The organism is Pseudarthrobacter sp. RHLT1-30-1 (assembly GCF_059383415.1).
In genome coordinates this window covers 1-23,872 of sequence record NZ_JBWZCG010000011.1, presented here as the reverse complement: position 1 = coordinate 23,872, position 23,872 = coordinate 1, and the positions used below count along the sequence as shown (strand labels likewise).

General features: G+C 65.6%; 27 protein-coding genes. 10 read left to right on the top strand and 17 right to left on the bottom strand.

The annotated features are described in order from the left end of the window. Positions 1–114 precede the first annotated feature (114 nt). From AC50YM_RS09845 to AC50YM_RS09820, 6 genes are all read right to left on the bottom strand, one after another. Positions 115–1,314: a DGQHR domain-containing protein gene (locus AC50YM_RS09845; protein WP_494956764.1), complete on the bottom strand. Its 1,200-nt coding sequence runs from the start codon at positions 1,312–1,314 to the stop codon at positions 115–117. A 508-nt stretch (positions 1,315–1,822) separates the two neighbouring features. Then, entirely contained in the window at positions 1,823–2,194 is a 372-nt protein-coding gene (locus AC50YM_RS09840) for a hypothetical protein (protein WP_494956763.1), read from the bottom strand. An 11-nt stretch (positions 2,195–2,205) separates the two neighbouring features. Further along, positions 2,206–2,382, bottom strand: a complete 177-nt coding sequence (locus tag AC50YM_RS09835; RefSeq protein ID WP_494956762.1) for a hypothetical protein — start codon at positions 2,380–2,382, stop codon at positions 2,206–2,208. A gap of 99 nt (positions 2,383–2,481) precedes the next feature. After that, positions 2,482–2,673, bottom strand: a complete 192-nt coding sequence (locus tag AC50YM_RS09830; protein WP_494956761.1) for an NAD(P)-binding domain-containing protein — start codon at positions 2,671–2,673, stop codon at positions 2,482–2,484. Between the two features lie 619 nt (positions 2,674–3,292). Then, the gene (locus AC50YM_RS09825; RefSeq protein WP_494956760.1) at positions 3,293–4,183 is read right to left on the bottom strand and encodes a hypothetical protein; all 891 of its coding nucleotides are present in this window, start codon (positions 4,181–4,183) and stop codon (positions 3,293–3,295) included. A gap of 232 nt (positions 4,184–4,415) precedes the next feature. Further along, complete coding sequence (locus AC50YM_RS09820) at positions 4,416–4,991, bottom strand: HNH endonuclease (protein ID WP_494956759.1); 576 nt, start codon at positions 4,989–4,991, stop codon at positions 4,416–4,418. A gap of 135 nt (positions 4,992–5,126) precedes the next feature. On the opposite strand from AC50YM_RS09820, the gene AC50YM_RS09815 reads away from it, so the two are divergent. Beyond that, a complete protein-coding gene (locus AC50YM_RS09815; RefSeq protein ID WP_494956758.1) occupies positions 5,127–6,281 on the top strand; it encodes a DUF6226 family protein in 1,155 nt (384 codons plus the stop codon). A gap of 104 nt (positions 6,282–6,385) precedes the next feature. On the opposite strand, the gene AC50YM_RS09810 is transcribed toward AC50YM_RS09815, so the two are convergent. Together AC50YM_RS09810 and AC50YM_RS09805 are read right to left on the bottom strand one after the other, a co-directional pair. Next, positions 6,386–7,453: a tellurite resistance/C4-dicarboxylate transporter family protein gene (locus AC50YM_RS09810; RefSeq protein WP_494956757.1), complete on the bottom strand. Its 1,068-nt coding sequence runs from the start codon at positions 7,451–7,453 to the stop codon at positions 6,386–6,388. A 223-nt stretch (positions 7,454–7,676) separates the two neighbouring features. Further along, complete coding sequence (locus AC50YM_RS09805) at positions 7,677–9,257, bottom strand: alkaline phosphatase D family protein (RefSeq protein WP_494956756.1); 1,581 nt, start codon at positions 9,255–9,257, stop codon at positions 7,677–7,679. Positions 9,258–9,609: 352 nt separating this feature from the next. Between AC50YM_RS09805 and AC50YM_RS09800 the strand changes: the two genes are divergently transcribed. Further along, positions 9,610–10,347: a hypothetical protein gene (locus AC50YM_RS09800; protein WP_494956755.1), complete on the top strand. Its 738-nt coding sequence runs from the start codon at positions 9,610–9,612 to the stop codon at positions 10,345–10,347. Positions 10,348–10,387: 40 nt separating this feature from the next. On the opposite strand, the gene AC50YM_RS09795 is transcribed toward AC50YM_RS09800, so the two are convergent. Continuing rightward, a complete protein-coding gene (locus AC50YM_RS09795; protein WP_494956754.1) occupies positions 10,388–10,771 on the bottom strand; it encodes a TfoX/Sxy family protein in 384 nt (127 codons plus the stop codon). Positions 10,772–10,913: 142 nt separating this feature from the next. Here AC50YM_RS09795 and AC50YM_RS09790 point away from each other — a divergent pair, with 142 nt between their 5' ends. Continuing rightward, positions 10,914–12,068: a DUF6226 family protein gene (locus AC50YM_RS09790; protein ID WP_494956753.1), complete on the top strand. Its 1,155-nt coding sequence runs from the start codon at positions 10,914–10,916 to the stop codon at positions 12,066–12,068. Positions 12,069–12,117: 49 nt separating this feature from the next. On the opposite strand, the gene AC50YM_RS09785 is transcribed toward AC50YM_RS09790, so the two are convergent. Both AC50YM_RS09785 and AC50YM_RS09780 read right to left on the bottom strand, forming a co-directional pair. Further along, positions 12,118–12,516: a type II toxin-antitoxin system VapC family toxin gene (locus AC50YM_RS09785; protein WP_494956752.1), complete on the bottom strand. Its 399-nt coding sequence runs from the start codon at positions 12,514–12,516 to the stop codon at positions 12,118–12,120. Then, positions 12,513–12,776: a type II toxin-antitoxin system Phd/YefM family antitoxin gene (locus AC50YM_RS09780; RefSeq protein ID WP_494956751.1), complete on the bottom strand. Its 264-nt coding sequence runs from the start codon at positions 12,774–12,776 to the stop codon at positions 12,513–12,515. The genes AC50YM_RS09785 and AC50YM_RS09780 overlap by 4 nt, the downstream gene beginning before the upstream one ends. 207 nt (positions 12,777–12,983) lie before the next feature. On the opposite strand from AC50YM_RS09780, the gene AC50YM_RS09775 reads away from it, so the two are divergent. From AC50YM_RS09775 to arr, 3 genes are all read left to right on the top strand, one after another. Beyond that, a complete protein-coding gene (locus AC50YM_RS09775) occupies positions 12,984–13,685 on the top strand; it encodes a hemerythrin domain-containing protein (RefSeq protein ID WP_494956750.1) in 702 nt (233 codons plus the stop codon). Positions 13,686–13,829: 144 nt separating this feature from the next. After that, positions 13,830–15,080, top strand: coding sequence for an acyltransferase family protein (locus AC50YM_RS09770; RefSeq protein WP_494956749.1), 1,251 nt, complete (start codon positions 13,830–13,832; stop codon positions 15,078–15,080). A 124-nt stretch (positions 15,081–15,204) separates the two neighbouring features. Further along, on the top strand, positions 15,205–15,615 hold the full coding sequence (gene arr, locus AC50YM_RS09765) for an NAD(+)--rifampin ADP-ribosyltransferase (RefSeq protein WP_494956748.1): 411 nt from the start codon (positions 15,205–15,207) through the stop codon (positions 15,613–15,615). Here arr and AC50YM_RS09760 read toward each other — a convergent pair. From AC50YM_RS09760 to AC50YM_RS09750, 3 genes are all read right to left on the bottom strand, one after another. After that, on the bottom strand, positions 15,612–16,832 hold the full coding sequence (locus tag AC50YM_RS09760; protein WP_494956747.1) for a DUF4232 domain-containing protein: 1,221 nt from the start codon (positions 16,830–16,832) through the stop codon (positions 15,612–15,614). The two genes, arr and AC50YM_RS09760, sit on opposite strands and share 4 nt — an antisense overlap. 132 nt (positions 16,833–16,964) lie before the next feature. After that, positions 16,965–17,369, bottom strand: coding sequence for a VOC family protein (locus tag AC50YM_RS09755; RefSeq protein WP_494956746.1), 405 nt, complete (start codon positions 17,367–17,369; stop codon positions 16,965–16,967). Between the two features lie 12 nt (positions 17,370–17,381). Then, on the bottom strand, positions 17,382–17,816 hold the full coding sequence (locus AC50YM_RS09750) for a helix-turn-helix transcriptional regulator (RefSeq protein ID WP_494956745.1): 435 nt from the start codon (positions 17,814–17,816) through the stop codon (positions 17,382–17,384). 258 nt (positions 17,817–18,074) lie between these two features. Between AC50YM_RS09750 and AC50YM_RS09745 the strand changes: the two genes are divergently transcribed. Beyond that, positions 18,075–18,278: a cold-shock protein gene (locus tag AC50YM_RS09745; RefSeq protein ID WP_024365339.1), complete on the top strand. Its 204-nt coding sequence runs from the start codon at positions 18,075–18,077 to the stop codon at positions 18,276–18,278. 136 nt (positions 18,279–18,414) lie between these two features. On the opposite strand, the gene AC50YM_RS09740 is transcribed toward AC50YM_RS09745, so the two are convergent. Continuing rightward, complete coding sequence (locus AC50YM_RS09740; RefSeq protein WP_494956744.1) at positions 18,415–18,765, bottom strand: DUF6176 family protein; 351 nt, start codon at positions 18,763–18,765, stop codon at positions 18,415–18,417. 129 nt (positions 18,766–18,894) lie between these two features. Continuing rightward, positions 18,895–20,703, bottom strand: coding sequence for an AfsR/SARP family transcriptional regulator (locus AC50YM_RS09735; RefSeq protein WP_494956743.1), 1,809 nt, complete (start codon positions 20,701–20,703; stop codon positions 18,895–18,897). A 130-nt stretch (positions 20,704–20,833) separates the two neighbouring features. Here AC50YM_RS09735 and AC50YM_RS09730 point away from each other — a divergent pair, with 130 nt between their 5' ends. From AC50YM_RS09730 to AC50YM_RS09720, 3 genes are all read left to right on the top strand, one after another. Next, on the top strand, positions 20,834–21,028 hold the full coding sequence (locus AC50YM_RS09730; RefSeq protein WP_494889527.1) for a hypothetical protein: 195 nt from the start codon (positions 20,834–20,836) through the stop codon (positions 21,026–21,028). A 335-nt stretch (positions 21,029–21,363) separates the two neighbouring features. Next, the gene (locus tag AC50YM_RS09725) at positions 21,364–21,714 is read left to right on the top strand and encodes a sigma factor-like helix-turn-helix DNA-binding protein (RefSeq protein WP_494956742.1); all 351 of its coding nucleotides are present in this window, start codon (positions 21,364–21,366) and stop codon (positions 21,712–21,714) included. A gap of 148 nt (positions 21,715–21,862) precedes the next feature. Then, positions 21,863–22,654 carry a hypothetical protein gene (locus tag AC50YM_RS09720; RefSeq protein WP_494956741.1) on the top strand — a complete coding sequence of 264 codons (792 nt, stop codon included), beginning with the start codon at positions 21,863–21,865 and terminating at the stop codon, positions 22,652–22,654. A 368-nt stretch (positions 22,655–23,022) separates the two neighbouring features. Here AC50YM_RS09720 and AC50YM_RS09715 read toward each other — a convergent pair whose 3' ends face one another. Further along, entirely contained in the window at positions 23,023–23,205 is a 183-nt protein-coding gene (locus AC50YM_RS09715) for a PspC domain-containing protein (protein ID WP_494956740.1), read from the bottom strand. Positions 23,206–23,872: the final 667 nt, after the last annotated feature.

Genomic DNA, 23,872 nt, shown 5'->3' with positions numbered 1-23,872 from the left:
CAAAAATTTCACCTATTCCACCCGCAGTTGCTAAATTGGAAGAGCGACAAGTCCAGGTACTTTCTGGCACGAAAGAGGCGGTGATCTTCAGATCACCGCCTCTTTCGTCATCCACTACTCGCCCGGATGGGCTGCTTCCCCGGGGGACTCTCCGAGGTAAACCAGCTTGTAAAGAACTTCGTAGAGGTCCTTCTGACCAGCAAACCCAGCCTGTGAAGCCATCCACGGGTTGTGCTTGCCCTTCTCCCAATCAACTTCACTCAGGCGGCCTACGAGATCGGCCATGACCTCGTAAAACTCTTCGTCGTCCTTGGACTTCTCGAGGCAACTGGTGATTACGTCCTGGCCAAGCTTCGCCAGCGAGGCGACGCCAACGAGGTCTTTCAACCTGTAGCTGACGTCTGTCTCTTCAAGCTGGCCGGTCTCCGGGTTCCGCACCATGCGCTTTTTTTCCAGCCAGGCATTCCCGCAAGCGCTGGCAACCATCTTCCAAAACTTCTTGGCCACATCCTTCGGCGCCAGCTTGCGAGCCCGCAGCCGGTCAAGAGTGCGCTCCGGGAACATCTGGCTCGTTGCGCGACGCAGACCTTCATACGTAACAGAACGGTTCGCGTCCCGGGCCCCCGTCATGTTGATGCGATCATCCCAAACCGAATCTCCGTCAGTGGCCACCGCAAAGGAGATTTCGCGCACTGCTTGTGCATGGGTTCCGTCACCTTCTTCGGTGTACACCTTCGTCACCTCGATGAGAGCCTTCGGAAGCTTCCTCTGGTTCGTGTTGATGTCGTCAAAAAGCGCGGCCTCTTCTGCATACCTCAGGCCGTAAAAGAGCATGACCGGAACATCAGTGTTGAACTCTTCGTCTTTCTCCCACGCCCAGTACAGCCCGTTCAACCGGTGCTGGCCATCAACGATTGAAAAGACGGACTTATCAAACGCGGCATGGATTCCGTCGATATCGCCGGCCTCAAAGAGTTCATTGAACTTTTCGATCTGAGCATCGTCGTAGACACGAACGGAAGCGATGATCGCCGGAATCAGTTCCCGATTCCGGCCCTTCATGTAGTACTTGCCGATTCCCGAAAACCGTTCAGTCATAGGATTCCGCTGGTATCCGTGGTTCTTCGGGGACGGCGACTGCGGGTCCGCATCGTTGTAGGTCGAGATGAACGCCAGCTTCCTCAACAGGTCCGGGGTGAGGGAAGCCAGTGCTGACTTCCCCGGTTCCAGAACAGATTTGATACCCATCCGGGAGTTCTCTGCCTTGGCGGCAACGAAATCCGACGTGCTCTTTTCAATCACTTCAGCAGTCATTTGGTTCTCCAATATCGATTGTTCTTATTGGAATCCCAGAACCAAAAAATCTTTGCGACAAGCCCAGGCTCCAAGATTCGGAACCATGCTTGGTTCCTTACAAAATACACACTACAGGCCGGCGCCGGTGCTGTCAACATATTTCTTGTAGCAGTTCTGTTCGGCACCATGTACGTATCTTTTTTAGTTGTAGTGATGCCGATAGTTTATCTGCTGGCAGTTCGTGGCGTGGCAGTTTGTATCGGCGTTCCCGCCGGTTTTCCCTGACCTGCATCACCCAGGGGTGCTCCTCGTAGCCCATGCGTTAGGCCACTATCGGGGCCGCGTCGCGCCACGTGCTCATCGCTTGGAACGTCGCCTTCACCGGACGGCGATATGCTGCGCAATGTACTCGGCATCGCGGCCCACGCCCGCCACGATGGACGAGCCATGCCCGGTCAGCCACGGCAGCCCGACGGCGTACAAGACCGGGTGTTCGGTGACGCCTTGTGGTGCCGGGTTAGTTCCATTAGTCCAGCACCGGGATGTCCAGGATGCTGAAGTCCAGCCGGTAGCCCGTGGCCCAGAGGACCGACGTGACGTTGGCGGCTCCGAGACTCAGCCGCGCCGGCTCCGAAGGAAGCCAGTGGTCCTGGCGCGGCGGCTCCGGCTCCGGTGCCGACAGGCCGGCGTCGGCAATGTAGCTGTCGACCATCGGCTTCATCGGCTGGTAGAACGCCGTCTCCACCAAGCGCAGTCGTTCCGGAAGGTCATCACTGAAGACGAGGTCGCCCTCGTCGGCCGCTTCGAGGTTGCGCAGGTGGATGTCGTGGCCGCCGTCGGCGCCGGACACCAGCGGGTTGCAGGCGAACCTCGCCGCGGGGGAGGGCAACTGCCCCACGGTGAGGCCGTTCAGTCCGTAGTCGGGCCGAATTGTGCAATCTGCATCATCCAATAGAGGAGGTCCTGGCCGCTGTACCGGCGCGGTGCTTCCCGGCACGTGGACACCGCCAGATGGATTTCGCGGCCGACGGCGAGCAGCTCCTCGGCGATCTGGCCGCCGGACTGGCCGGTGCCAACGATGAGCACGGCACCGTCGGGAAGTTGGCCCGGGTTGCGGTAGCTGTCGGTGTGAAGTTGCAGGATGTGGCTGGGCAGTTGCGCCGACAGCGCGGGGATTTTCGGCGTCTAGTAGCCGCCCGTAGCGAGGACCACGTTCCGGGCCCGCCAGCTGCCCTGGGTTGTGGCCACGTTGAAGCCGCCGCCGTCCGCGGCAGCGATGCGCGTGACATCGGCACCCGTTCGGACAGGAGCGTCGATGATCTCGGCATAGTGCCGGAAATGGCCGATGAGGTCATCCCGCAGCATGAGCGGCTTCATCTCCTCGTGCGCAGTCCCGGATACAAACTCGAGGTTCGGCCGTCATCGCCGCCGGTGGAGGTTATATCCGAGATGGTGACCTCGGCGGGCAAGCCAGACAGTGCATCGACAGCTTTCATCAACTGGCCATCGTCGCCCTGATGGATAGCTGCTTGCAGCTCTGATTGACGGTGAATGATGGCGGTGTGGTGACGGCGGCCGAGGTTCCTCCGTTTGAGCCTCCGCACGCGTCAGGGCCAGGAGGGCGTCTAAGGAGCCGGCAGCAAAAAGTTTGTTCAATTGGTCCCCCGTTGAAGTTCGAGAAATTCGATTAGTACGAGGGCGGCCCCCGTAGTTTGGGCGCCGCGCTACATTCCGGGACTAAGCCGGAGTGACAGATCTCTGGGCAGGCGAGTAGGCATTGCCATAGTCGTAGCGCATTTCGGGAGCACCTTAGCGACGGTTGCTCGCAGGACTGGAGGTTTAGATCAGGACGGTGCCCCTTGACAGCCAAGAAGTTTGGCGTCGATAGCGGATGCAGAAGCATTGCGACATAAGTGATAGCCATTGAAAATGCTTAGGGCGGCACAGCAGTGCCCCCAGCTGATTAGCCGGGGGCACCGCGAACTTCCTCAGAGTGTTATTTGGCTGCGACGAATACCTTGTCGCCGAACATGCCGGCCCTGACGGCGAGAACGCCTTGAGACGCGGTGGCCGACGGCACTTCAAAAGCCTCATTGCCTGTTGCCGAGCCGCCTCTAAAGAGAGCGTTCGAGCTGATGGGATCCGGTTCTATGACGGACTTGTCGTAGCTGTTCACGGTCCTTCCATCTGCTGTCACGTATGCGACTGACACGAACGAAGGCGTCTGCCCGTTAGCATCATCGCCGATGTAGGTGGCGGAGTAGTTCACGAGGATGTACTCCGAACCCGCGGCAGGCGGGTCATTGAATTGGTTGGCAGCGACAACAGCGTCTGTGGCGGCGAGGGTGACCGAGTTGACCACAACGCGCCAGTCCTTGGACTCAATGACCGAGCCGATCGGATGTGGGGTTTCCCGGGTCCCGGTTTTGGCAGCGGGAGCTTCCGCTGCCGCACCGTCAGTGGGACCTGCATCCCCGGACGGTGCTACGACTTTGGTGTCGCCGCTGCCGAACGCGTTGTCAAAGGAGGACCCGACGACGGCAAAGAATACGACGACCCCGACAATTGTTCCAACGATTGACAGGATTAAGGCAGCGATACCCATGCCCTTTGGCTTGTCTTTCAAGAAGAGGGAGACGAGGGCCAGAACGAATGCGATTGGCAACAGTATCCAGCCAACGATGAGGGCGCCGGGCATACAGGCGAAGATGAACCCGAGTGCTGCTGTGATAAGCGAGATGAGGCCTACGACGTTCAAAGGCTTCTTTGCCTTCGTCGGCTGGGGCAGGAGGGCCTGCGTTGACGCCTCGTAGGCCGACGGCGCGACAGGTGGGTGGTTGGGCGAAGTCTGCTGTGAGCCCGCCCCAGGGAACTCTGGTGTTGTCATGGCTCAAATATGACAGAACTAGGGGTCTTTTGTGTCTTACGCCAAGAGTGGCCCCAAATGTGACAGGCGAAACTGGTGTGGCGTGTGTTGTTGGTGAAGGGTCGCTATGGTTGAAGCTTTAACGTTTTTCCTTAACGAAGAGCTCTGAGAGTCCAACTAATGATCAGAAGGACGCGTACGTTCCACTTATCCTCGAGGAACGCCGGATCCCGGGCGTCTACCCTCGGCCCGCTCAGGAGAGCGGCTGCCGCGCGCCGACGCCGACGGAACCGTCAGGCGCAACGTACGCCCGCCGTCGTCGTTCCATCCTTGCCTGCTGACCGGGCGAGGGAACCCTCGCCCCCTTGGTCCGGTTGCATCTGGCGCAGGCCGCGACAAAGTTCTGCAGGTTTGTGGATCCGCCCTTGGACCACGGGTAGAAATGGTCACCGTGCTCAGCCAGCAGCGGGCACCGCCGCCGGAGTCCGGCCTCCATCTCGCACTGGCCGCCCGCGCGTGCCATGCCCTCCCGGCGCTGCTGGCGGCTGAAACGCCGCACTTGGTCCCGGCGTTTGATGTCCCTAGCGCGAATGATGACCGCGACAATTATCAGAACCAGCGCGAGCAGCCCGGGGAGCGCGGCCGCGGCCAGGACGCCGTCGAGCAAGCCGCGCAAAACGTCGGTGACCGTCGCTGTGCTGCGGCTGCCAGCCGGGCTCATCTTCGGCATGAGCGCCAGGACAACGGAGGCGCCCAGCCACAGAATCACCGCCGCATAGCCCCACCGGAGCGTCTGCCGGCTCCAGTAAATGCGTTTCAGTTCCACCATTTCAGTCGTCCCCCATCGAATTTTGGTTTGGTCGAAGCCCTGCTGCGCTGCAGCTTGTGAGATCGTACCGTTGAGGAGGAAGGGACGTAGTTGCACCTAGGCAGGTGATGGCCGGTGGGGGCTAGGATCGCGGTTATGGGGACATCAGAGGACATCTTCGAAGGCCAGCCCGCCGGACTGCCGGAACAAATGGCGCGCGGCACCGCACTGTACCGGGAAGGGTCCGGCCCCGCGGTGGTCCGGCATCTGGAAGGCTATGCGCCGTTCGTTGAATTCTGCGCGGCGCAGGGCGTGCGGGCCGGCGGACTGGCCGCGGACCCTGAACAACTCATCTGGTTCCTGCGCACGGCCGGCTCCCAGCTCGCGGAGGACGGCACCCTCAGTGCGGCGGCGGCGGTCTTCGCCGGGAACACAATCGCCCGGCTGCGGCCGGACGCGAAGTGGACTGCCTACGAAGGGGCCCCGCCCACGGTGGGAAACCGGGAGAAGGCGTTCGAGGTCAACCGCCTGCTCGAAGCTCTGCGCAGCGCGGACGACGGCGCGGTGCGCGGCCTGATTGCCGTGCTCTCGGACTGGGCGCAGGAAGAGCCGGAGGAGCCCCCGGCAAGGCCGCCTCTTCCGGTATTCCGGTCAGCCGGGCAGCCCCGCTATGTCCGGCCCGACCTGCCGTCTGAGACCTACTACAACCGCGACGGGGAGCCCATTCCCTACGGCCGGCAGTGGGGCGAGGCGGGCCCCGACCCGGAGTCCTACAGTGTGGACAGCCACCCCGAGCGCTTCGCCGGGCTCCACGCCGTCGCCCGCGCCCTGATCGACCACCTCACCGCCGTGTACGACGTCGACGTCCAGGACGATCCGGTCCATGCCGGGGAGCTGCTGATGCAGGGCCCGGAAATGCTGCAGGCGGTCAAAATCACCCCACGGGATCCCGGGGCCGCGGCCCTGACAATTGTGCTGACCGGGTACCCGGGCGTGATGGTGCACGCCGGGGTGCTGCATGACTTCCCGTTTCCGGTCTGCGGCTGCGATGCCTGCGACGAAACCGTGGAAACAACAGCGGACCGGCTGGAAATGCTGGTGCTCTCGGTCGCGGCCGGCGGATACAGCGAACGCTACCCGGTGGGCCGCAAACGGTGGAGCGAATACGCCCTCACCGCGTTCGACGGTTCCGGCTCCGAAAGCGGCCAGGGCGAACCCCCGCCGGCCGGCGCCGCCCGCCTGCGCGACGCCGAGGCCCGGCTGCGGGAGGTTGCGGGCGGGTGGCGGCCCTGGCCCCTGCGTCGGAGCTGACGCCGGGAGCCTGGGCGCAGGCATGAACCGGCATTGGCTCAGGAGATGGCCAGCCATTGCCCGTGTGCTGGTGCATCCCCAGTTCGCCCGCCCGGGGCGTAGCGTCACCGACCCGGGCGCACCAGCGTGACCCACAGGTGCCACAGCATCGCGGCCAGGGTCGCGAGTAATGCGGCGACAGCCAGCCACAGCTCCGTGCGGCCAATCAGCGCCACCAGAGGAAGGTGGTCGGCGCGCCCCAGATAGATCCCGGCCACGGCGTACATGCCCAGGGGGAAGATGACGCTCCAGAGGCCGGGTTCGTAGGACAGGGGCACGCGGTGGATCACGTGCCGCCACCATCCGGCTGCGAGGAGGACCGGAAAGAGCCACGAGGCGAAGGCCCAGAACACCACGGAGGTGCCGGCCACCAGCCCGCGCGTCGCATCCACCATGGGCGCGCCGGCCATTTCGACGATCCGCGCGCCGGCGAGGACGCTGATCGCCATGGCGCCCATGGCCACGAAGTACGGCGGGCGGAGGTCCTCGGCCCGGATGGGGTAGGTCATGAGCCGCAGCGAGACGAAGATCCCCACCGCGGCGTACAGGATGAGCCCCACCGACCAGGCGACGACGGCGACCAGCGCCAGGGCGGCGCGCCAGTCCGGCCCGGCGAGGGGTTCCAGCGACGCCGCCGCGACCGCCACGGACTGGCTGGCCACGCACCAGATGAACCAGGAGCCGTTGGCATCCTTCAGCACGGGCCGCTCGTCCCGGCCCAGCACGGCGGTCCACGGCACCACGTAGCCCAGCACCACCCAGGCGAGCACCGCGACGGCCAGGAGCACCGCCGTCGTCCCCGGCCACCCCGCCATCCCCAGACGCACGCCGAGCACATTCGTTCCGGCGATGAACGTGAAGAAGCCGAACGCCCGGCCGGGGTCCAGGAAGTCGCGGCGCATGTCGGCGCGGAACCGCACCAGCCGCACCAGGCTGAGAACCAGGATCACGGCGTAGGAGACCGCGCAGACCAGCAGGAGTGCGGCCGAGAGTGCGTCGAAGCCTTCGAGCTCAAGACCCACCGAGATGATCCCGCTGGCCATCGTGAGGGCGAAGTACCCCGGCGTGAGGGTCTGCACCGCTTGTGAGACGCGGGAGCCGAGGGGGGTGCGTTTCACTGGGGCAGTGGTCATGGCACCCAGCTTAGGGCTTGCTAATTTTACCCAGCCCTGGTCGCGACGAGCCCTATTAAGGACTGAGACGAACAGCTCCGGGATGAACTGCTCGAAGGCATCGTCAAGTACCTGGCAGACGATTAGACGTCGTGGCGCCGCGGGCCCTACGGAAGGGGAAAGCCGACGACGGCGGGCGCTTGCCCGCCGTCGTCGGCTTTCCCTAGAGGGACGTCTACCGCCGCTACCGCAGCCCCGGCACGCCGTCCTGGATCGCGAACGATGCCTTCGTGCTGACCGGGGATCCCGGCGTCGTGACGTAGTCCAGCGTCCGGAAGTCGGCGGTGAGCGCGTCCTTCGTGATGGTGGTGTTCACGTAGCCGCGGTTGTCGTTGTAGAACTTCAGGTGCGGGTTCCAGGGCATGGCCGGGTCGGTGGTGGAGCCTGTGCCGTTTCCGGTGGAGGTGATGGAGGTGCAGACCAGTTCCGAGCCCACTACGGGCGAGGCCGGGTCCTTGTAGTCGACCTTGACGTCGTTGGCCCAGTTCCGGTGCACGTCGCCGGTGAGGACGACGGCGTTGCGGACGTTCGCGTCCACCCAGCCCTGTGTGATGCGTCGGCGCGACGCGGCGTAGCCGTCCCACCCGTCCATGGAGACGTCGTCGATCTCCGGGGCCTTGTTCCGGTCCTTCTCGGCGAAGAAGACCTGCTGGCCCAGGATGTCCCAGCGCTGGGTGGAGTTCATGAACCCGTCCAGCAGCCACTTCTCCTGCTCCGCGCCCGTGATGGTGCGGTCCTCGGCGAGGCGTTCGGCGACGTTCTTCTTCCAGCCGTCGCCGGCGAGCTGGTCGTCGCGGTACTGCCGGGTGTCCATCATGTGGAAGTTGGCCAGCTGGCCCCACTGGATGGTGCGGTAGATCTTCATGTCGAACCCGGCGGGCACGGACGAGGGCCGCAGCGGCATGTTCTCGTGGTAGGCCTGGAATGCGGCCGCCCGGCGCTGCCGGAAATGCTCGGTGGTGTCGTTCAGCTGCCCGGCATCCTTGTTTTCCGGGACCTCATCCGCCCAGTTGTTGTCCACCTCGTGGTCATCCCACACCACCAGCCACGGCGCCACAGCGTGTGCGGCCTGCAGGTCGGCGTCGGCCTTGTACTGCGCGTGCCGCTGCCGGTAGCCGGCCAGGCTGGTGGTCTCCGGACCGGCGTGGTCGCGCGGGTTGCCGCCGCCGATCACGTAGCTGTCCTTCTTGTATTCGTACAGGTAATCACCCAGGTGCAGCACCAGGTCCGGCTGGTCCTGCGCCAGCCGGGCGTAAGCGGTGAAGTAGCCGTGCTCGAACTGCGCGCAGCTGGCGAACGCCATGGCCAGCGACGCCGGCGTCTCATGCAGCGCCGGGCTGGTCCGGGTGCGTCCCACGTGGCTGAGGTGCCTGCCGGTGCGGAACCGGTAGAAATATTCGCGCCCCGGCCGCAGGCCTTTCAGCTCCACGTGCACGGAGTGCGCGGTCTCGATCCGGGCCTGCGCGACGCCGCGGGCTACTACCGTGCGCATGCCGGCGTCTTCGGCCACTTCCCAGGCCACCGCGACGTTGCGCGACGGCATGCCGCCCAGGCCGTCCTCGGCCACCGGGTCCAGCGCCAGCCGGGTCCAGAGCACGAAGCCGTCCGGCCACGGCTCGCCGGAGGCGATGCCCAGCAGGAAGGGATCGGTGCGGAGACCGGCGTCGTCCGCGGTGGAGGTGGCGACGGCGGCACCCGGCCAGGCGGCGACGAGCCCGGCCCCAAGGCCGGCGGTCAGGAGGGATCTGCGTGAAAAGTTGTCCATACCTTGGACCGTACGGAAGCCTGTTGGACAACCTCTGTGGATGATGTGAACACCCCGTTAGCTGCGTGACAAGACCTGTCGAGTGGGTTTCGGTGCGCTCGGGTTCAGCCGGCTCGGCGACCGGGAAGGAGCCGTTCCAGCGCACAGTCCCGGACCAGCTCCTGTTCCGGCCGCACTGACCGTCCCCAACCCGATCGCTCCCCGACGCGTCGCTAAGCGCAGCCTGATCAGAAGTCATTCTGCAAGGGTGTTCTGGTTCAGCCGACTGCACTACCTTTTTCCTAAGGCCAACGGCAAGCAGCGGTGCTCTGGCCCCTGCAGGAATTTCTACTCAGAAGGAGTGGGAAAGGTCATGAATCCACGTACCAAAATGTTCCTGGGTCTCATCGTCCTGTTGCTCGTTGTTGGCGGGGTGACACTGTTTGCCTTCGACAACACAAAAAGGACCAGAGCCGCGGAGTACAACCCGCAGATCAACCCCGCCGATTTCACCACCCAAATAACCAATAAATACTTCGCCCTCCCAGTCGGCAAAAAATTGACTTACGAGACCACCGAGCAGGGAAAGGTCACCGAGAGGATTGAAATCGAAATCCTGCCGGAGACCATGACCATCGAGGGCGTGGAGACGGTCGTGTATCTGGATAAGGAATACAAGAACGGGCAGCTCGTAGAGGAAACCCGGGATTACCTGGCGCAACACAAAGACGGCGACGTATGGTACTTCGGCGAGGACGTGGACAACTACTGGAACGGTATGTTGTTGAACCACTCCGGCAGCTTCATACATGGACGCAACGGGGCAAAAGCCGGCATCTGGATGAAGGCAGAGCAGCGCGTCGGCGATTCCTACAGGCAGGAGTTCTACGCTGGTCATGCGGAAGACACCCGGGACACAGTCGCTACCGGCGAGACCGTCACCACGAAATCCGGCACCTACACCGACTGCGTCAAGGTCTACGACTGGACGCCGCTTGAAACGAATGCCCGGGAGCATAAATATCACTGCCCCCAGGTCGGTGCGCTGGTCCTTACCGAGGACCTGCAGACCGGGACCCGGTCAGAACTCGTGAAGGTGGCTCTGCCCTAGGCTTCTCAGGCCATGCGCGGCAATCACGGGCCGGCGGCGGCTACTTTTTGGGCCGGGGCTTGCCAACCTTCGGCTCCTTGGGCGGCAGCCCGGCCGCGTACTCAAAGGCCTTCCCTACCCATGCCCGGGCCCGCGCCTCATCGCCGGAGCCCTCGGCGTTCCAGACTGCCGGCAATCCGGTGTAGCCGCCCATGGGACGCTCCGGTGGCCCGAAGGGAACGGTCCGCTCGGTACCTTCCAGCATCTCCTTGTCCGACTCGTCCAGTTTCACGCCGATGGTGGGGCCGAACAGCCCTGCGAACATGTTCCCGTTCACGAAGGCCCCCAGGTTCCCGAACATGGGCTTGACGATCACCTCGGGGTGGTCAGGCAGCACCGAGCGGAAGTGTTCCTTGTCGGCGTCGGACGCTTTCGGCATTTCCATGAGTCTTCCTCCGGCAGCTGGTGGTCAGGGGGTCTTCCTGCAGGATATGCCTGCAGCCGGGGGCGGTACAGGCACAGGGTCCAGGGCATCACCGTGAACGTACGGGCGGGTCTGGTTCCGGCGGCGGACTAGGATCGCGGTCATGGGGACACCAGAGGACATCTTCGAAGGGCAGCCCACCGGAATGCCGGAACCCATTCCGCGCCGCACCGCACTGTACCGGGAAGGGTCCGGCCCCGCGGTGGTCCGGCATCTGGAAGGCTATGCGCCGTTCGCTGAATTCTGCGCGGCGCAGGGCGTGCGGGCCGGCGGACTGGCCGCGGACCCGGAGCAACTCATCTGGTTCCTGCGCACGGTCGGCTCCCGGCTCGCGGAGGACAGCACCCTCAGTGCGGCGGCGGCGGTCTTCGCCGGGAACACCATCGCCCGGCTGCGGCCGGACGCGAAGTGGACTGCCTACGAAGGGGCCCCGCCCACGGTGGGAAACCGGGAGAAGGCGTTCGAGGTCAACCGCCTGCTCGAAGCTCTGCGCAGCGCGGACGACGACGCGGTGCGCTGCCTGATTGCCGTGCTCTCGGACTGGGCGCAGGAAGAGCCGGACGAGCCCCCGGCAAGGCCGCCTCTTCCGGTATTCCGGTCCGCCGGGCAGCCCCGGTACGTCCGGCCCGACCTGCCGTCTGAGACCTACTACAACCGCGACGGGGAGCCCATTCCCTACGGCCGGCAGTGGGGCGAGGCCGGCCCCGACCCGGAGTCCTACAGCGTGGACAGCCACCCCGAGCGCTTCGCCGGGCTCCACGCCGTCGCCCGCGCCCTGATCGACTATCTCACGGCCGTGTACGACGTCGACGTCCAGGACGATCCGGTCCATGCCGGGGAGCTGCTGATGCAGGGCCCGGAAATGCTGCAGGCGGTCAAAATCACCCCGCGGGATCCCGGGGCCGCTGCCCTGACAATTGTGCTGACCCGGTACCCGGGCGTGATGGTGCACGCCGGGGTGCTGCATGACTTCCCGTTTCCGGTCTGCGGCTGCGATGCCTGCGACGAAACCGTGGAAACAACAGCGGACCGGCTGGAGCTGCTGGTGCTCTCGGTCGCGGCCGGCGGATACAGCGAACGCTACCCGGTGAGCCGCAACCGGTGGAGCGAATACGCCCTCGCCGCGTTTGACGGTTCCGGCTCCGAAAGCGGCCAGGGCGAACCCCCTCCCGCCAGCGCCGCCCGACTCCACGACGCCGAAATCCGGCTGCGGGATGTTTCCGGCGGGTGGAGACCCTGGCCGCTGCGCCCGAGCTGACGACGGAACCCCCGGGCGTGGCCCGATCCGGAATGGGCTCTGGGCGCGTCTACGTCGGGCTGCCCGGGGACGCCGTGTTGAGCCCGGCGTCCACCGCTGCCGCCAGCAGTTCGGCGCCGTAGGCCACCAGGACGTCGGACTGCAGCCGGATGGCGGCCGCTAGATGGATGGCATCAGCGCTCCGCAAACCCCCGGGCAGGGCAGCCGCGTACATCAGGTCCGAGCGCGCCAGATCCACGAGGTTGATCCCGCCGAGCACGGAATTCACCAGCGCGGCCGGGAAACCGCGCCGGTGCCCGGCGCAATGCAGTTCCGTATACAGCAGCATGGACGCCACCAGCTTGTCACCACGGGCCGCAGCTTCTGCGAGGTACCGGGCGGCGGCGGATGATTCCTGTTCCTCCACCACGAGCTTCAGGACAGCGGAGGTGTCCAGGTAGATGATCAACGGTCACCGCGGAGGTCGGCCAGGATCTCGGCTGTGCCGGAGGACTGACTGACACGTGGCAACGACTGAAAGTCCACGACGCTGGCTGCCGGCCGGACCTGCCCTGCCAGCAGCAGCCGCTCGAACGGGGACGAAGACGGAGGGATCAGTGTGGCCGCTATCTCGCCGTTGTTCGTGACGTCGATGGTTTCGCCGTTTTTCACACGCTCCAGGATTTTGCTGCTCTGGTTCCGCAGTTCGCGGTGCGGAATGGTTGTCATGGCTGCCTCCGTAGCAATCGTAGCAACCACCGGGAAGGCGCGCCAGCAGATGTCACTCCGGAGGGGGCCGACGTCGGGCGTTTCAAGCGGGTGCAGTCCCTCCAGCGCCCAGTCCCAGCGGACTGCCTCCTGCAAACGTCTGGAAAATGTAGACGGGCGTTCCGCGGCGGCGTAAATTACCGCCATCACACTGTGTAGGAGGCCAGCATGTCCGCACCCCAAGCCAGCCAGGAACCACAAGGAGCCGGCTCCGGCCGCGGCTGCGACACCGTGGGCATGGTGGTGATGCACGGGATGCTGTGGCGACAGTTTGGCGAAGCCCCGCGGCTCGTCCGCGAGGTGCGGCCGGGCGACACGGAACGCGCCGACGTGGTGGGAACGCACATTGCGGAGTTCACCGACATACTGCACAACCATCACGCCACGGAGGACGAGCGGCTGTTCACCACGCTGGAGTCGAGGTCGCCCGCATGCGCCCTTCACGTGGAGCAGATGAAGGCCGAACACCGGGCAGCGGCTGCCGTGGCGCAGCAACTGGGCGGCGAACTGCAGGCCTGGCGCGACAGTGCCGGCTCGGCCGCCCGCGACCGGACGGCACAGCTTCTCGACGAGCCGAATGACGTCCTCAACCCGCACATGGGCCAGGAAGAGCGGACAATCCTCCCCGTTGCCTCCGCGACGATGAGCCAGCACGAGTGGGACGCCTTTGGCAGGCACGCCATGGCCAGCGCGCCGAAGAACCGGCTGCTGATCCAGCTGGGCTACGCCGTGGACCCCCTCACGCCCGACGAGCGGACAGTGTGGATGAAGGCAAGCGTTCCGGCGCCGGTCCGGGCGCTCTACGGCCTGGTTGGCCGGCGCTTGTACGAAAAGGACCACCAGCTCATCTACGGCACCGTTCCGAGCTAGCCGGAAGGGCGCCTTTGAGACGCTACCCACGTGGGAGGACGGCATCGCCGCCATCCGTTTCGAGGCCCTTCCGTAGCCGGCGGGAACCGGCTGAAGAGCTGTCGGAAGCCAGCGGCAATGTAACGAACTGGTAACATAAGGTGGATGCGCTCAAATTCTGATCAAACCAGAGTGACGCAGCTGGATGGCCTCAGGGGCCTTGCTGCCCTGGTTGTTGTTGCCTGTCACGTCGTGTCCACGCTCCCGGGTATCGGGAGCGCTGTGAGTGGCGACCGTTCCGCGGGGCTCACGACGGCGGGGACTTGGGCTGTGTTTTCTCCGCTGCACGTGCTCTGGAATGGCACTCCGGCTGTTCACGTCTTTTTTGTGCTGTCCGGCTTCGTCCTGGTTCTGCCGTTCACCCGTCCGGGCGCGGCCAGAAGCTGGGCCCAGTACTACGCCAAGCGGTTTTTCCGCCTGTACCTGCCGGCCTGGGCGTCCCTGGCGGTGGCTGTGGCGCTGATGGCCATCGTTCCCCGGTCGGCGTCGCCGTTGCAGAGCCCGTGGGCGGACATGTATGTGATCGACCCCAGTGTGGGCCAGGTCCTCAAGGACGGCCTGCTCCTGCTGAATGCAAGCACCATCAACACCCCGCTCTGGTCCCTCAAATGGGAGGTCCTGTTCTCCCTCCTGCTCCCGGTCTACGTCCTCATCGCCCTCCGGGCCAGGCGCCTCTGGCACCTGAAGATCGCCCTCGCCCTTTTGCTGGCACTTGCGGGAGCCCTGCTGCGCCTGGACTGGCTGTCCTATCTGCCGATTTTCGCCATCGGGGCCGTCCTTGGCGCCGAGCGTGAGCGGATCGGGAAGCTGACCCGGTCCTGGCCCCGGCTGGTCTGGCTCTTCGTAGCCGCCGCTGGCATCTTCCTGGCCAATGCGGAATGGATCAGCCCTGAACAGCCGATCCCCGGTGTCGAGGCCGTTGTGACGGTGGGCGCGACGCTGATCGTCCTGCTGTTCATCTCCTGCGGCTCGGCCAAGCGGCTCGGGGACACGGCCGCGGCGCAGTGGCTGGGGCGCGTGTCGTTCAGCCTCTACCTGGTGCACCTTCCGATCATCCTGGCCGGCGTCACCCTGCTGCGGTCCGTCTCACTTCCGCTGGCGCTCGCCGTTTCCGTGGCCGCCTCGCTCGTGATCGCCGAGCTGTTCTTCCGGTTTGTGGAACAGCCTTCGCACCGGCTGTCGATGGCCATGGGCCGCGCCGTGGGGCGCCGGACACGCCGCGAGGCACCGGACAACACTGGCGCCACGGACAACGTGTCCACCCAGTCCGCCCCGGGCTCTGCAGCCGCCCATGACAACCCGGACAGGCCGGCTGTCCGGGCCATGGCCGGTGCAGGCTCCGGCCGCCGCGGGTGAAGGCCCACGGCAAGTCCCGACCGCAGCCCGGTCCTGACAGTCTCCCGCCAGGGAGCCCTCAGTAAGCCCCGCTCCGGCCTCGGCCACCTTCTTCCTTGCCACCTGTTTTCGCTAGGCTGTAGCTGTGAGCCAACCGCTGGACGAGGGTCCCTTCTTTCACGGCACGAAAGCCAGCCTCCGGGACGGGGATCTCCTCAGGGCGGGCTTCAGGTCGAACTACCGTCCCGAAGTCGTGATGAACCACATCTACTTCACTGCCCTTCCGAACGGTGCCGGACTCGCTGCGGAACTCGCGCCGGGTGACGGAGCCCCGCGCGTCTACGCCGTCGAGCCGACCGGGGCATTCGAGGACGACCCGAACGTGACCGACAAGAAATTCCCCGGCAACCCCACCCGGTCATATCGCAGCAGTGCCCCGCTCAGGGTCTTAGGCGAAGTCACCGATTGGGAACGACAGACGCCCGAGGCGCTACAGGCATGGAAAGAACGCCTGGCAGCGCTCCGTGCGGACGAGCGCGGCCAAATCATCAACTAACCCGTCGGCTGGACCAGGCTCCAGCCGGTCACGGCCACATACCCGCCGCTTACCATGTCCAGGTCGGCCGGCAGACGGGTCCGGTCGGCGCCGGAAAAGGGCGCGACGAGGATCGCGCCCACCCTGGTATCTCCGGCGCCGGCCATGGCGTTCCAGCCCAGGGCCGCCTGGGCTGCGGCACCCGGAGCAACGGTGATAGCGCGGGGGCCAGGGTCTGTAGTCATGAAAGAGCCGCCGCGGACCGTCAGGACGTCCATGGCCCAGCCGTCGGTGTCGTCGAAGGCGACGTCGGGATAGCCATTGAGCACGCAGGGAACCGTGCCGGAATTGACCAGCCGGATGGGCATGCCGCGGTGGCCGGTGGCGGCGTCCGATTCGCCGAGGGAAATCGCCACCTGCCCGCTGCGGCACCAGCTCGGATCCGGAGTTTGTTGCGCGGGGCCCACGGTTGGCGAGCCGTACACAACGGGCGGCCGGGCGGGCGACGGCGAGGGCGCGGGCCGGACCTGGGCGGCATTGGCGGCGGCGCGGGTTGCCGCTCCGGACAGCGGCGCCGCGGCCACCAGCAGTGCGGCGCAGATGGCAGTCGCAGCGAGGAGGGCCCCGAGCCGCCCCTGGGGCCGTCGTCGGCCCGGGCCGATTCTCCGTGGAGCCTGCAGGCCATCCGGGCCGCCGTCCGGGCCGCCGTTGTCACCCTCGTCGGCCGTCCTGCTGCGGGCCGCACGGATCCAGACCACGGCAGGAATCCAGCCCCACACAACGCCCCAGTAGCCGGCGGTCAGCATGGCCGGGCCGCCGCTGTCGAGCAACATCGCCATGCGCGGTGGCGGCCACTGCGCCGAGATGCTCCCGGCGGACCAGAGCACGCTGGTGAAGAAAGACGCGAGCACCACGCACAGCCATACGCTCATCATGGCCGTCCGGTTGTCGGACTGGTCCGACGGGCGGGAAACCAGCAAGCGCAGCAGGATCAGCAGCATGCCCAGCAGCGTCAAAACGGAGAGGACGGGAATGAGCATCGGCCACGGCGCCGCCGCATGCCAGCTGGAAGCGGCAACTGTTTCCGGGACCACCAGCCTGGTGAGCGAGACCGGAAAGGCGCTGAACCAGCTCAGTGCCGTGAACAATGCCCCGCTGACGAGCCAGCCGATTCCTGCCGCCGCTGCCGTTGCCGCCGTCGCTGCGCTGCGCGGCGTACCCCCAATACGATTCCCCATGCCGGCCAGCCTAATGCAGCCCGCGCCGAGGACCGGCGATCGTGGTGCTGATGGACAACCCCGCCGTGGAGCAGTGCGTCCGGCGAGGCAGGCCGGGGTGCGCGGCTTCGTCAGCCGGCGGCTCCGCGGAGGCTAGGCGGCCTGGTTGAACCGGACCATGTTGCCGGACGGGTCGCGGAAAGCGCAGTCACGCGGGCCCCACGGCTGGGCGATGGGTTCCTGGAGGACCTCCGCGCCGGCCGCGCGGACTTTCTCGAACGTAGCGTCGAGATCGTCCGTGCGGAACACGATGTTCGGCAGGACACCCTTGACGAGCAGCTGCTGGAGGGCGTCGCCGTCGTCCGTCGAGCGGCCGGCGTGCGGGACGGACAGCACGAGCTCCAGATCCGGTTGCGCCGCGCTGCCGAGGGTGACCCAACGCTGCCCGTCCGAGCCGACGTCGTTGCGCACTTCGAGGCCGAGCACGTCGCGGTAGAACGCGAGCGACTCGTCCAGGTCGTTGACGGTGATGTGTGAGTACTGCAGTGAAATGTTCATGTCTCCACGCTATTACTGCGCTCGCGGGGGCGCTTCTTCAATCCTGCTCGGCCTGCGCGCGGGCCGGGTGCGCAGCCGGGCAATGCACGGCGGCATCGCCTGTACCGCGTGATGCTCCCGGGCCCGGTATTCGCTGGGCGTGATACCGACGATTTCGGTGAACCGCGAGCTGAACGATCCCAGCGAGGTGCAGCCGACCTCCATGCACGCGTCCGTCACGCTGACACCGGCCCGCAGCAGCGCCATGGCGCGTTCGATCCGCCGGGTCATCAGATAGTTGTAGGGCGACTCACCGTACGCCGCCTTGAACTGGCGGGAGAAGTGCGCCGCGGACATCAGCGCGCCGGCGGCCATGGTGGGCACATCGAGCGGCCGGGCGTAGTCGCGGTCGATCAGGTCCCGGGCCCGGCGCAGGTGCGCCAGGTTGGCCAACTCCTGCGGTGTCATGTCGCCATTCTAGATCCGCGAACGTCCCGGCGGAGGGGCGCAAGTGAGGTGCCGGGGGAGCCGTGGAAACCGCGGTGGTAATCTTCTCCGGAAATCTCCTGTATTGTTGATCCTGTTGTTGTGTTTATGCAGTTCGTAGTTCAGGCAGTACGCAAGGTTGAAAGACCTTGTTCTTCTGAAGCAGCGGTTTTGAGCACCCCACACCGGAGGACCCGAAAGTCGGGACTTTTCCTCCACCTTCACGAAGGACAAAAAATAATGGCTACTGGTACCGTCAAATGGTTTAACGCTGAAAAGGGCTTCGGCTTCATTTCCCCCGATGACTCCTCACAGGACGTCTTCGCACACTACTCCGCGATCGCCTCTTCCGGCTTCCGCTCACTCGAAGAGAACCAGAAGGTCTCCTTCGAAACCGAGCAGGGCCCCAAGGGTCCCCAGGCCGTAAACATCCAGGCTCTCTAAGACTTAGCTTCCAGCTAACTCTTCTGAGTCCGGAACCTTACAGGTTTCGAGCAGGGTCCGTCTTTGACGGGCCCTGCTTTTGTTTAACCCAAGCGTGCTTCGTCCCACGTTGCCAGCATCGCGGGCGGGCCGGCGCTTATCCGGCGGCGCGGTAGTCGGAAAACAGCGTGGCCGGGATGGGGCCCTTCAACATTTCCGCTGACAGACCGTGCAGTCTCGCCAGATTCTCGCGGAACCAGACATCGTAGGGATCGTCCGACGCCGCCAGCATCTGGAAGGCCTTGGCCAGATCCTCGCCCTCATGGAACAGGCAGACGAAATCCCCCTCCGGGGTCTGCATCAGGCTGGCGACTTCCCGGGTAATGCCCATGCGCTTCCTCGAGCGGTCGTGTTCCTCCCCCCGCGGACCGGTCACCTCCGCATTGAGTTCTTTCCACTCCTCCAGTTTGCCGGGCAAAATTGGCGCGAACCACGTAATGCATTCCATGACAGCTGTCCTTTCACACAACGGCGGGCGCCGGGGTAATCCTTTCGGCACAGCTGAATGTTAGTCCCGCGGACGACGGCGGGACAGGGCTTCCGGAATCGGCTCAGGACCTGCCCAACTCCCGTTAGCTCACGCGGGAACGCCGTGGCGCCGGGCCAGGAACGCGGTCAGCGCGGGATTGTCGATCTCCCTTGCCAGCCAGGGCACGGACTGGGCGGCAGCCTGGTCCCCGAGCACCGCCCGGTGTGACTGCGCCCGGACCACGAACTCGCGCATGCCGCTGCGGCTGGCCAGCGCCGCCAGCCGGTCCACAAATTTTGATGCCCGCGGCGAGCCCGTGGCGATGGTGACTTCCGCCGCGGCGTCCAGCAGCCGGGCCGTGTACCAGAGGTACCAGGGAGTGGGTTCCAGGCCCCGGTCGATCCAGTGCTCGGCGGCTGCCAGGTCGCCGTGCGTCAGGTACAGCCGGGCCTCGGCACCGGCCGCCAGTGCCATGTAGCAGTGGTCGCCGGCCAGGTCTGCCATCACCCAGGACCGGTCAATCAAGGCGGCGGCATCCTCCAGCTGGCCGGCGGCAAGGTACGTTTCGCCCCGCACGCCGGCGACAAACGGCTCGAACGCGGTCCAGTGTTCCTCCGCGATCCAGTCCAGGGCCCGGTCCAGGGCTGCGGCGGCCGGCTCCAGCTCCCCGCGGAGCAGATGGACCCGCCCCAGCAGCGCCTCGCTGAAGGCCTGCTGCCGGCGGTTCCGGACTTCCTTCGCGAGCCGTCCGGAGTCGGTGAAGGCCGTCACCGCGTCCCCGTAGTGCGCGGTGTCTGACGCCAGCATGCCCTGGATCGCGAGGATCCGGGCCTGCTCGTCGGGGATCCCGCGTGCCGACTGCATCGCCCGGTCCAGCCAGCCGGCCGCGCGGTCCGGGACGCCGCGCTGCACGGAGAGGTAGCCCAGTTCGCGGAAGGCAGCGGCGGCGGTCCGGGAGACGCCGTCGGGCGCTTCGGCCGACAGCGCGCGGTGCAGGAAATCGGCGACCTCGGCACCGCGGCCGCCGGCCTGGTGGATCAGGGCCCCGGCCAGTGTCACGAGGGACTCGGCCACCAGGTGCGGTGCGGCGGTGCGCTGGGCCAGGACGACGGCGAGCCGCAGTTGCTCCAGGCCCCGGTCGACGGCTCCCGCCGAGAGGGAGGTGCTGCCGGCGTCGAGGTAAGACCGGACAGTGGAGACGGTGGCGGGGATCCCGGGGTCGGCGGCCGGAGCCGAGGCGGACAAGGCCCGACGCACTTCCGCCGGCAGCGGGAGGCCGAGTTCACGGTGGTACAGGTCAGCGCATTTGGTGACCTCCGCCCGGGCCCGATGGTGCTCGCCCAGGGCAACGAGTGCTTTCACGAGAACTGCGGTGCAGTCCGCATGGAAGGGATCCCGGCGCAGCGCCAGCGTGGCCAGCTCGACAGCCTCGGCGGCGCCCCCTGAGGCGAGGGCGGCCAGCGACGCTTCGTACAGCAGCGACTGGACGCAGTTCTCGAGCCGGTACCGCTGGTCCGCCAGCCAGGCGTCGAAGACGGGGCTGTCCGCAAAGGTGAGCCCTTCCAGCAGCTGGCCGTCGAAGTGCCGCGGATCCAGGTCGTGGCCGTTGGCGGAGCCGACCAGTTCCAGAGCATCGCAGCGCCAGGGCGGCAGCATGGCCACCCGCAGCGGGTCCCCGGAAATGGAAACGCCGGCCAAGGTCCGGCGCAGCTCGGAGAGGTTCCAGCGCAGGGCGCCCAGCGGATCCGCGGCATCCGGGAACAGCAGTGCGGCGGTCCGGGTCCGGCTGATGCCCTCCGGCTGCAGGGCAAGGTAGGCCAGCACAGCCCAGGCTTTGCGGCCCTTGGGCTGTGCTGGAGTGGCGCCTGGGGACTCGATCCTGGGCGGACCGAGAAGCCGAATCCACGTCTCGGCCATAGGAATAACTTTACGCCGCGGGCTCTCCGGCGTCGCGGGTATTCGGCCGCGGGGATTCACACGGTTGCTCACACGGCGGCTGGACACACTGGAGTCATCCAATCCACTCAGCACCTGAGGTGAATCAACAATGGAAGTACTGACCGTCCTGCTCGCTGGAACCATCCTTGTCGGCGTTCCCAGCACCCTCCTCGCCATCCTGAGGGATGGCCGGGGCCACACTCCGGAAGTGCGGTCCCGCGAGCCCTGGAAGGCTGGCAACCTGCCCAGCGAACCGTACTCGGTGTCCCGCTCGTGGTACCTGCCGGGGGCCTGGATGCGGTAGCGGCTGACGTCTCCCGACCGGTTTCGGCACCCTGCTGGCTATTTCAGAGCACTTCCAGTTCAACGGCCTGGCTGCCGGGGCGACAGCCAGGACGTCCGTAACCCCGACGTGCGCCTCGCCCGAGGAAGCCAAGGCGTTCACGGAAACGGACGAGTAGCAGACGTACAAACGGATGGTGTCGTCCGTGCGCATCATCCAACCGGAATAGGGAGCGGGCCATGCCCAGCCAAGCGATTGACTCTCCAACAGATTTACACTCGCCAACAGATTTCCACAGACTCAGCGTGTTCCTGGCTCGCCGAACGGGGGATGCGGACTATGCCCAGGTACTGGCCATGGACGCGTTCCGCTGGGCACTGAGCCAAACGCGGGAAGGAATCGAGGTCCCGTTTGGAGCGCTGCTCGCCGCGTCGTCACGCCCGGCGGCCGCAGCCATCCGGGAGAAGGACAGCGAGGTGGCACAGCAGGAATCCATGGCCGGGATCATCGCGTCCCTCCGCCCCAAAGAGCGCGAAGCGCTGAGGCTCGTCTACTGGGACCAACTCAGCATGGGCGAACTCGCTGACTACTTGGGTTGTTCCATGACGCGCGCGGGCGCGCTCTTGGACAGGGCCTACAGGCACGCGGGCCGGCGGGCCCAGCGGCTCGGCTACGACGTGGCGGGCAGCACCGATGAAACCCCTTGAGCAACAGATTTCTGATGCAGCGCCGCGCGTCCAATCGCCGTGGCTTCCCGTCGACGCCGGTTCAAGCATGGCGTCCGATGGGTACGACGCGCTTGGACCCGGCTTGTCGACGACCCGATCCCGGCAGGGAGGCGTTGGGAGGAAACTCATGCACGCCGTCCTGGCGTTCACCCTGTTGGCCGCAGGAGGGTTGGGCATGGCTGCCGCACTCACGCCGGCATCGAAGCAACAGGGCGTCAACGCCGGCGAAGGCCGCCCCGGGGGGAGCGCCCCGGCCGTCGCCGGCTTCCCAGCCTCCTCGATGGAATGGCGTACCGCTGCCTTGGTCACGCCGTGGGCCGATGCCTCCAGCTCCGTCGAGGCAAGCATCCAGCTCCCGGTCGCTTGGAGCGTGCACCGGCATGAGCCGTCGGCCGGGTATCCCGGACTGCACGCCACCGTGTTTGATGAGAACTCTTTGCCCGTTGCCATGCTTTATCTCGGCCCGTCCGCCGACCCGCAAGCGTGTCCACTCCCCCTGGAACCCGGACTGCAACTACAACGTGCTGACGTCACCACAGGCGCAGAGCTGCTGGATCCGGCCCTGGCCTCCGCCTTCTCGTATGGGCTAACAGCAGAGAAGGAACCCAGGGGATCCTTCGGACTCGTGCCGCAGACATCAGGCGGGAACGGCTACGGGGATTCGGTCCATGTCCCTGGGGCGCCGCCGTTGATCCTCAGATTCGGCGCTGTCGTGGGACTCGACTCGCCGGGCCATGCCGCAGCTGCCCCCAGATCCAGTTATGCACGCATGTTTTCATCAACTGAAGATGCGCGGCGCTACGTCCGTTCGGAGGAATTCGCCGCGCTCAAACGGCTCACCAGTTCGCTGACATTCTCATTCCCTGCGGATCGGTCGCTGCTCTGGCAACTGCCGGACCACAGACTCCCCTCGAACTGACGTAGGCCAAAGCCAGGCTCGACGGCGGACTTGCTCACCCACCCGGCGCTCCTCCGGGCACAACACTGGGGCACAACACTCCGGTGACACCGCAGCACCAGATCAGGGAAGACGTCGTTGACGAGACCGTCGTCGTCACCGCGGACCAGTCGACGAGCGGACCAACTGACCCCTACAGACCGGGCCAGCGCAGCGGAAGCAACCAGCGCCCGGCTGGAATGGCTGCAGGACAGGCTGAACTGTGGCAACATCGCGATCGACGACGCGCTGAAGCGGTATCGGCAGTATGTGTCCCATGTGGCGTTCCTGGACGACGTGCCTGTTGCCCGCTGGCGTCGCTATTTCCGTTCAGCCTTTTGGGGGTTCCCCTACGGGGCCTTGGGGATGATGATCCACAGCGCGATGTAGACGAGCTCGCCGACGCCGAACAGGCCGAAGAGCACGAAGCCGATGCGGATCAGCGTCACGGGGATACCGAAGCGGTCAGCCAGAGCCGCGCAGACCCCCGCGATAATCTTGCTCTTCCTGGGCCTCACCAGAGATCGTTCCATCCCGCCAAGGTAGCAGTGCGGTGCTGCCAAGAGAACAGGCCAGATGATCACGACGCCGGCCCTTCGGGTCCGGGGTTGCCGCAAGGGTCGAGGGCGGCAACATTGCGGACTGTGACGCGGTACACAAAACCCGCCCGGGCCCGTAAGTGGCCCGATGGAGGGCGGTGGGGCCCGTAATCCCCGCCAATCCGGGGGTTCCGCCACCTGGGAGCCGCCCCGCCGGTGGATTTGTGCCGGGAGCCCCGGGCCTGTAAAGTTATTCGAGTCGCCGCCGCTGATGCGGAAAGATAGCGACCGACCCCCTGATAAACGGCCTGGAAAATGGCGCTGTTTTTTATGCGCTGATTTCGGGTGGGTATCCTCTTCTGGACGTGTGGATCGCGGAAACGTTGATTTGCATAGCTCCGGGGGTTCGGGTAAGTTAGTGAAGTTGCTCCGGAGTGATCCGCGACCTGTGGTTGTGGTGGTGCCGGGTGTGTCTGTTGTTTGAGAACTCAATAGTGTGCCAAGTTTGTTGATACCAATTTATTGTATTGAATTGGTTGAATTGACTGGATCCGCCACCCCGTGGTGTGGTCTGGTTTTTACAGCTGGTTTCAAATTTTGTGCAGGGTGTGCATCCCGTTTTCCCGGGGGCGCATGTTGTGTCTGTTTTACTTCAACGGAG

Bases quoted from the DNA above. Each gene is read 5' to 3' on its own strand.
- AC50YM_RS09845 (WP_494956764.1), bottom strand. From the start codon at position 1,314: ATGACTGCTGAAGTGATTGAAAAGAGCACGTCGGATTTCGTTGCCGCC.
- AC50YM_RS09830 (WP_494956761.1), bottom strand. From the start codon at position 2,673: ATGAAGCCGCTCATGCTGCGGGATGACCTCATCGGCCATTTCCGGCAC.
- AC50YM_RS09825 (WP_494956760.1), bottom strand. From the start codon at position 4,183: ATGACAACACCAGAGTTCCCTGGGGCGGGCTCACAGCAGACTTCGCCC.
- AC50YM_RS09820 (WP_494956759.1), bottom strand. From the start codon at position 4,991: ATGGTGGAACTGAAACGCATTTACTGGAGCCGGCAGACGCTCCGGTGG.
- AC50YM_RS09815 (WP_494956758.1), top strand. From the start codon at position 5,127: ATGGGGACATCAGAGGACATCTTCGAAGGCCAGCCCGCCGGACTGCCG.
- AC50YM_RS09810 (WP_494956757.1), bottom strand. From the start codon at position 7,453: ATGACCACTGCCCCAGTGAAACGCACCCCCCTCGGCTCCCGCGTCTCA.
- AC50YM_RS09805 (WP_494956756.1), bottom strand. From the start codon at position 9,257: ATGGACAACTTTTCACGCAGATCCCTCCTGACCGCCGGCCTTGGGGCC.
- AC50YM_RS09800 (WP_494956755.1), top strand. From the start codon at position 9,610: ATGAATCCACGTACCAAAATGTTCCTGGGTCTCATCGTCCTGTTGCTC.
- AC50YM_RS09795 (WP_494956754.1), bottom strand. From the start codon at position 10,771: ATGGAAATGCCGAAAGCGTCCGACGCCGACAAGGAACACTTCCGCTCG.
- AC50YM_RS09790 (WP_494956753.1), top strand. From the start codon at position 10,914: ATGGGGACACCAGAGGACATCTTCGAAGGGCAGCCCACCGGAATGCCG.
- AC50YM_RS09780 (WP_494956751.1), bottom strand. From the start codon at position 12,776: ATGACAACCATTCCGCACCGCGAACTGCGGAACCAGAGCAGCAAAATC.
- AC50YM_RS09775 (WP_494956750.1), top strand. From the start codon at position 12,984: ATGTCCGCACCCCAAGCCAGCCAGGAACCACAAGGAGCCGGCTCCGGC.
- AC50YM_RS09770 (WP_494956749.1), top strand. From the start codon at position 13,830: ATGCGCTCAAATTCTGATCAAACCAGAGTGACGCAGCTGGATGGCCTC.
- AC50YM_RS09760 (WP_494956747.1), bottom strand. From the start codon at position 16,832: ATGGGGAATCGTATTGGGGGTACGCCGCGCAGCGCAGCGACGGCGGCA.
- AC50YM_RS09755 (WP_494956746.1), bottom strand. From the start codon at position 17,369: ATGAACATTTCACTGCAGTACTCACACATCACCGTCAACGACCTGGAC.
- AC50YM_RS09750 (WP_494956745.1), bottom strand. From the start codon at position 17,816: ATGACACCGCAGGAGTTGGCCAACCTGGCGCACCTGCGCCGGGCCCGG.
- AC50YM_RS09745 (WP_024365339.1), top strand. From the start codon at position 18,075: ATGGCTACTGGTACCGTCAAATGGTTTAACGCTGAAAAGGGCTTCGGC.
- AC50YM_RS09740 (WP_494956744.1), bottom strand. From the start codon at position 18,765: ATGGAATGCATTACGTGGTTCGCGCCAATTTTGCCCGGCAAACTGGAG.
- AC50YM_RS09735 (WP_494956743.1), bottom strand. From the start codon at position 20,703: ATGGCCGAGACGTGGATTCGGCTTCTCGGTCCGCCCAGGATCGAGTCC.
- AC50YM_RS09730 (WP_494889527.1), top strand. From the start codon at position 20,834: ATGGAAGTACTGACCGTCCTGCTCGCTGGAACCATCCTTGTCGGCGTT.
- AC50YM_RS09725 (WP_494956742.1), top strand. From the start codon at position 21,364: ATGGACGCGTTCCGCTGGGCACTGAGCCAAACGCGGGAAGGAATCGAG.
- AC50YM_RS09720 (WP_494956741.1), top strand. From the start codon at position 21,863: ATGCACGCCGTCCTGGCGTTCACCCTGTTGGCCGCAGGAGGGTTGGGC.
- AC50YM_RS09715 (WP_494956740.1), bottom strand. From the start codon at position 23,205: ATGGAACGATCTCTGGTGAGGCCCAGGAAGAGCAAGATTATCGCGGGG.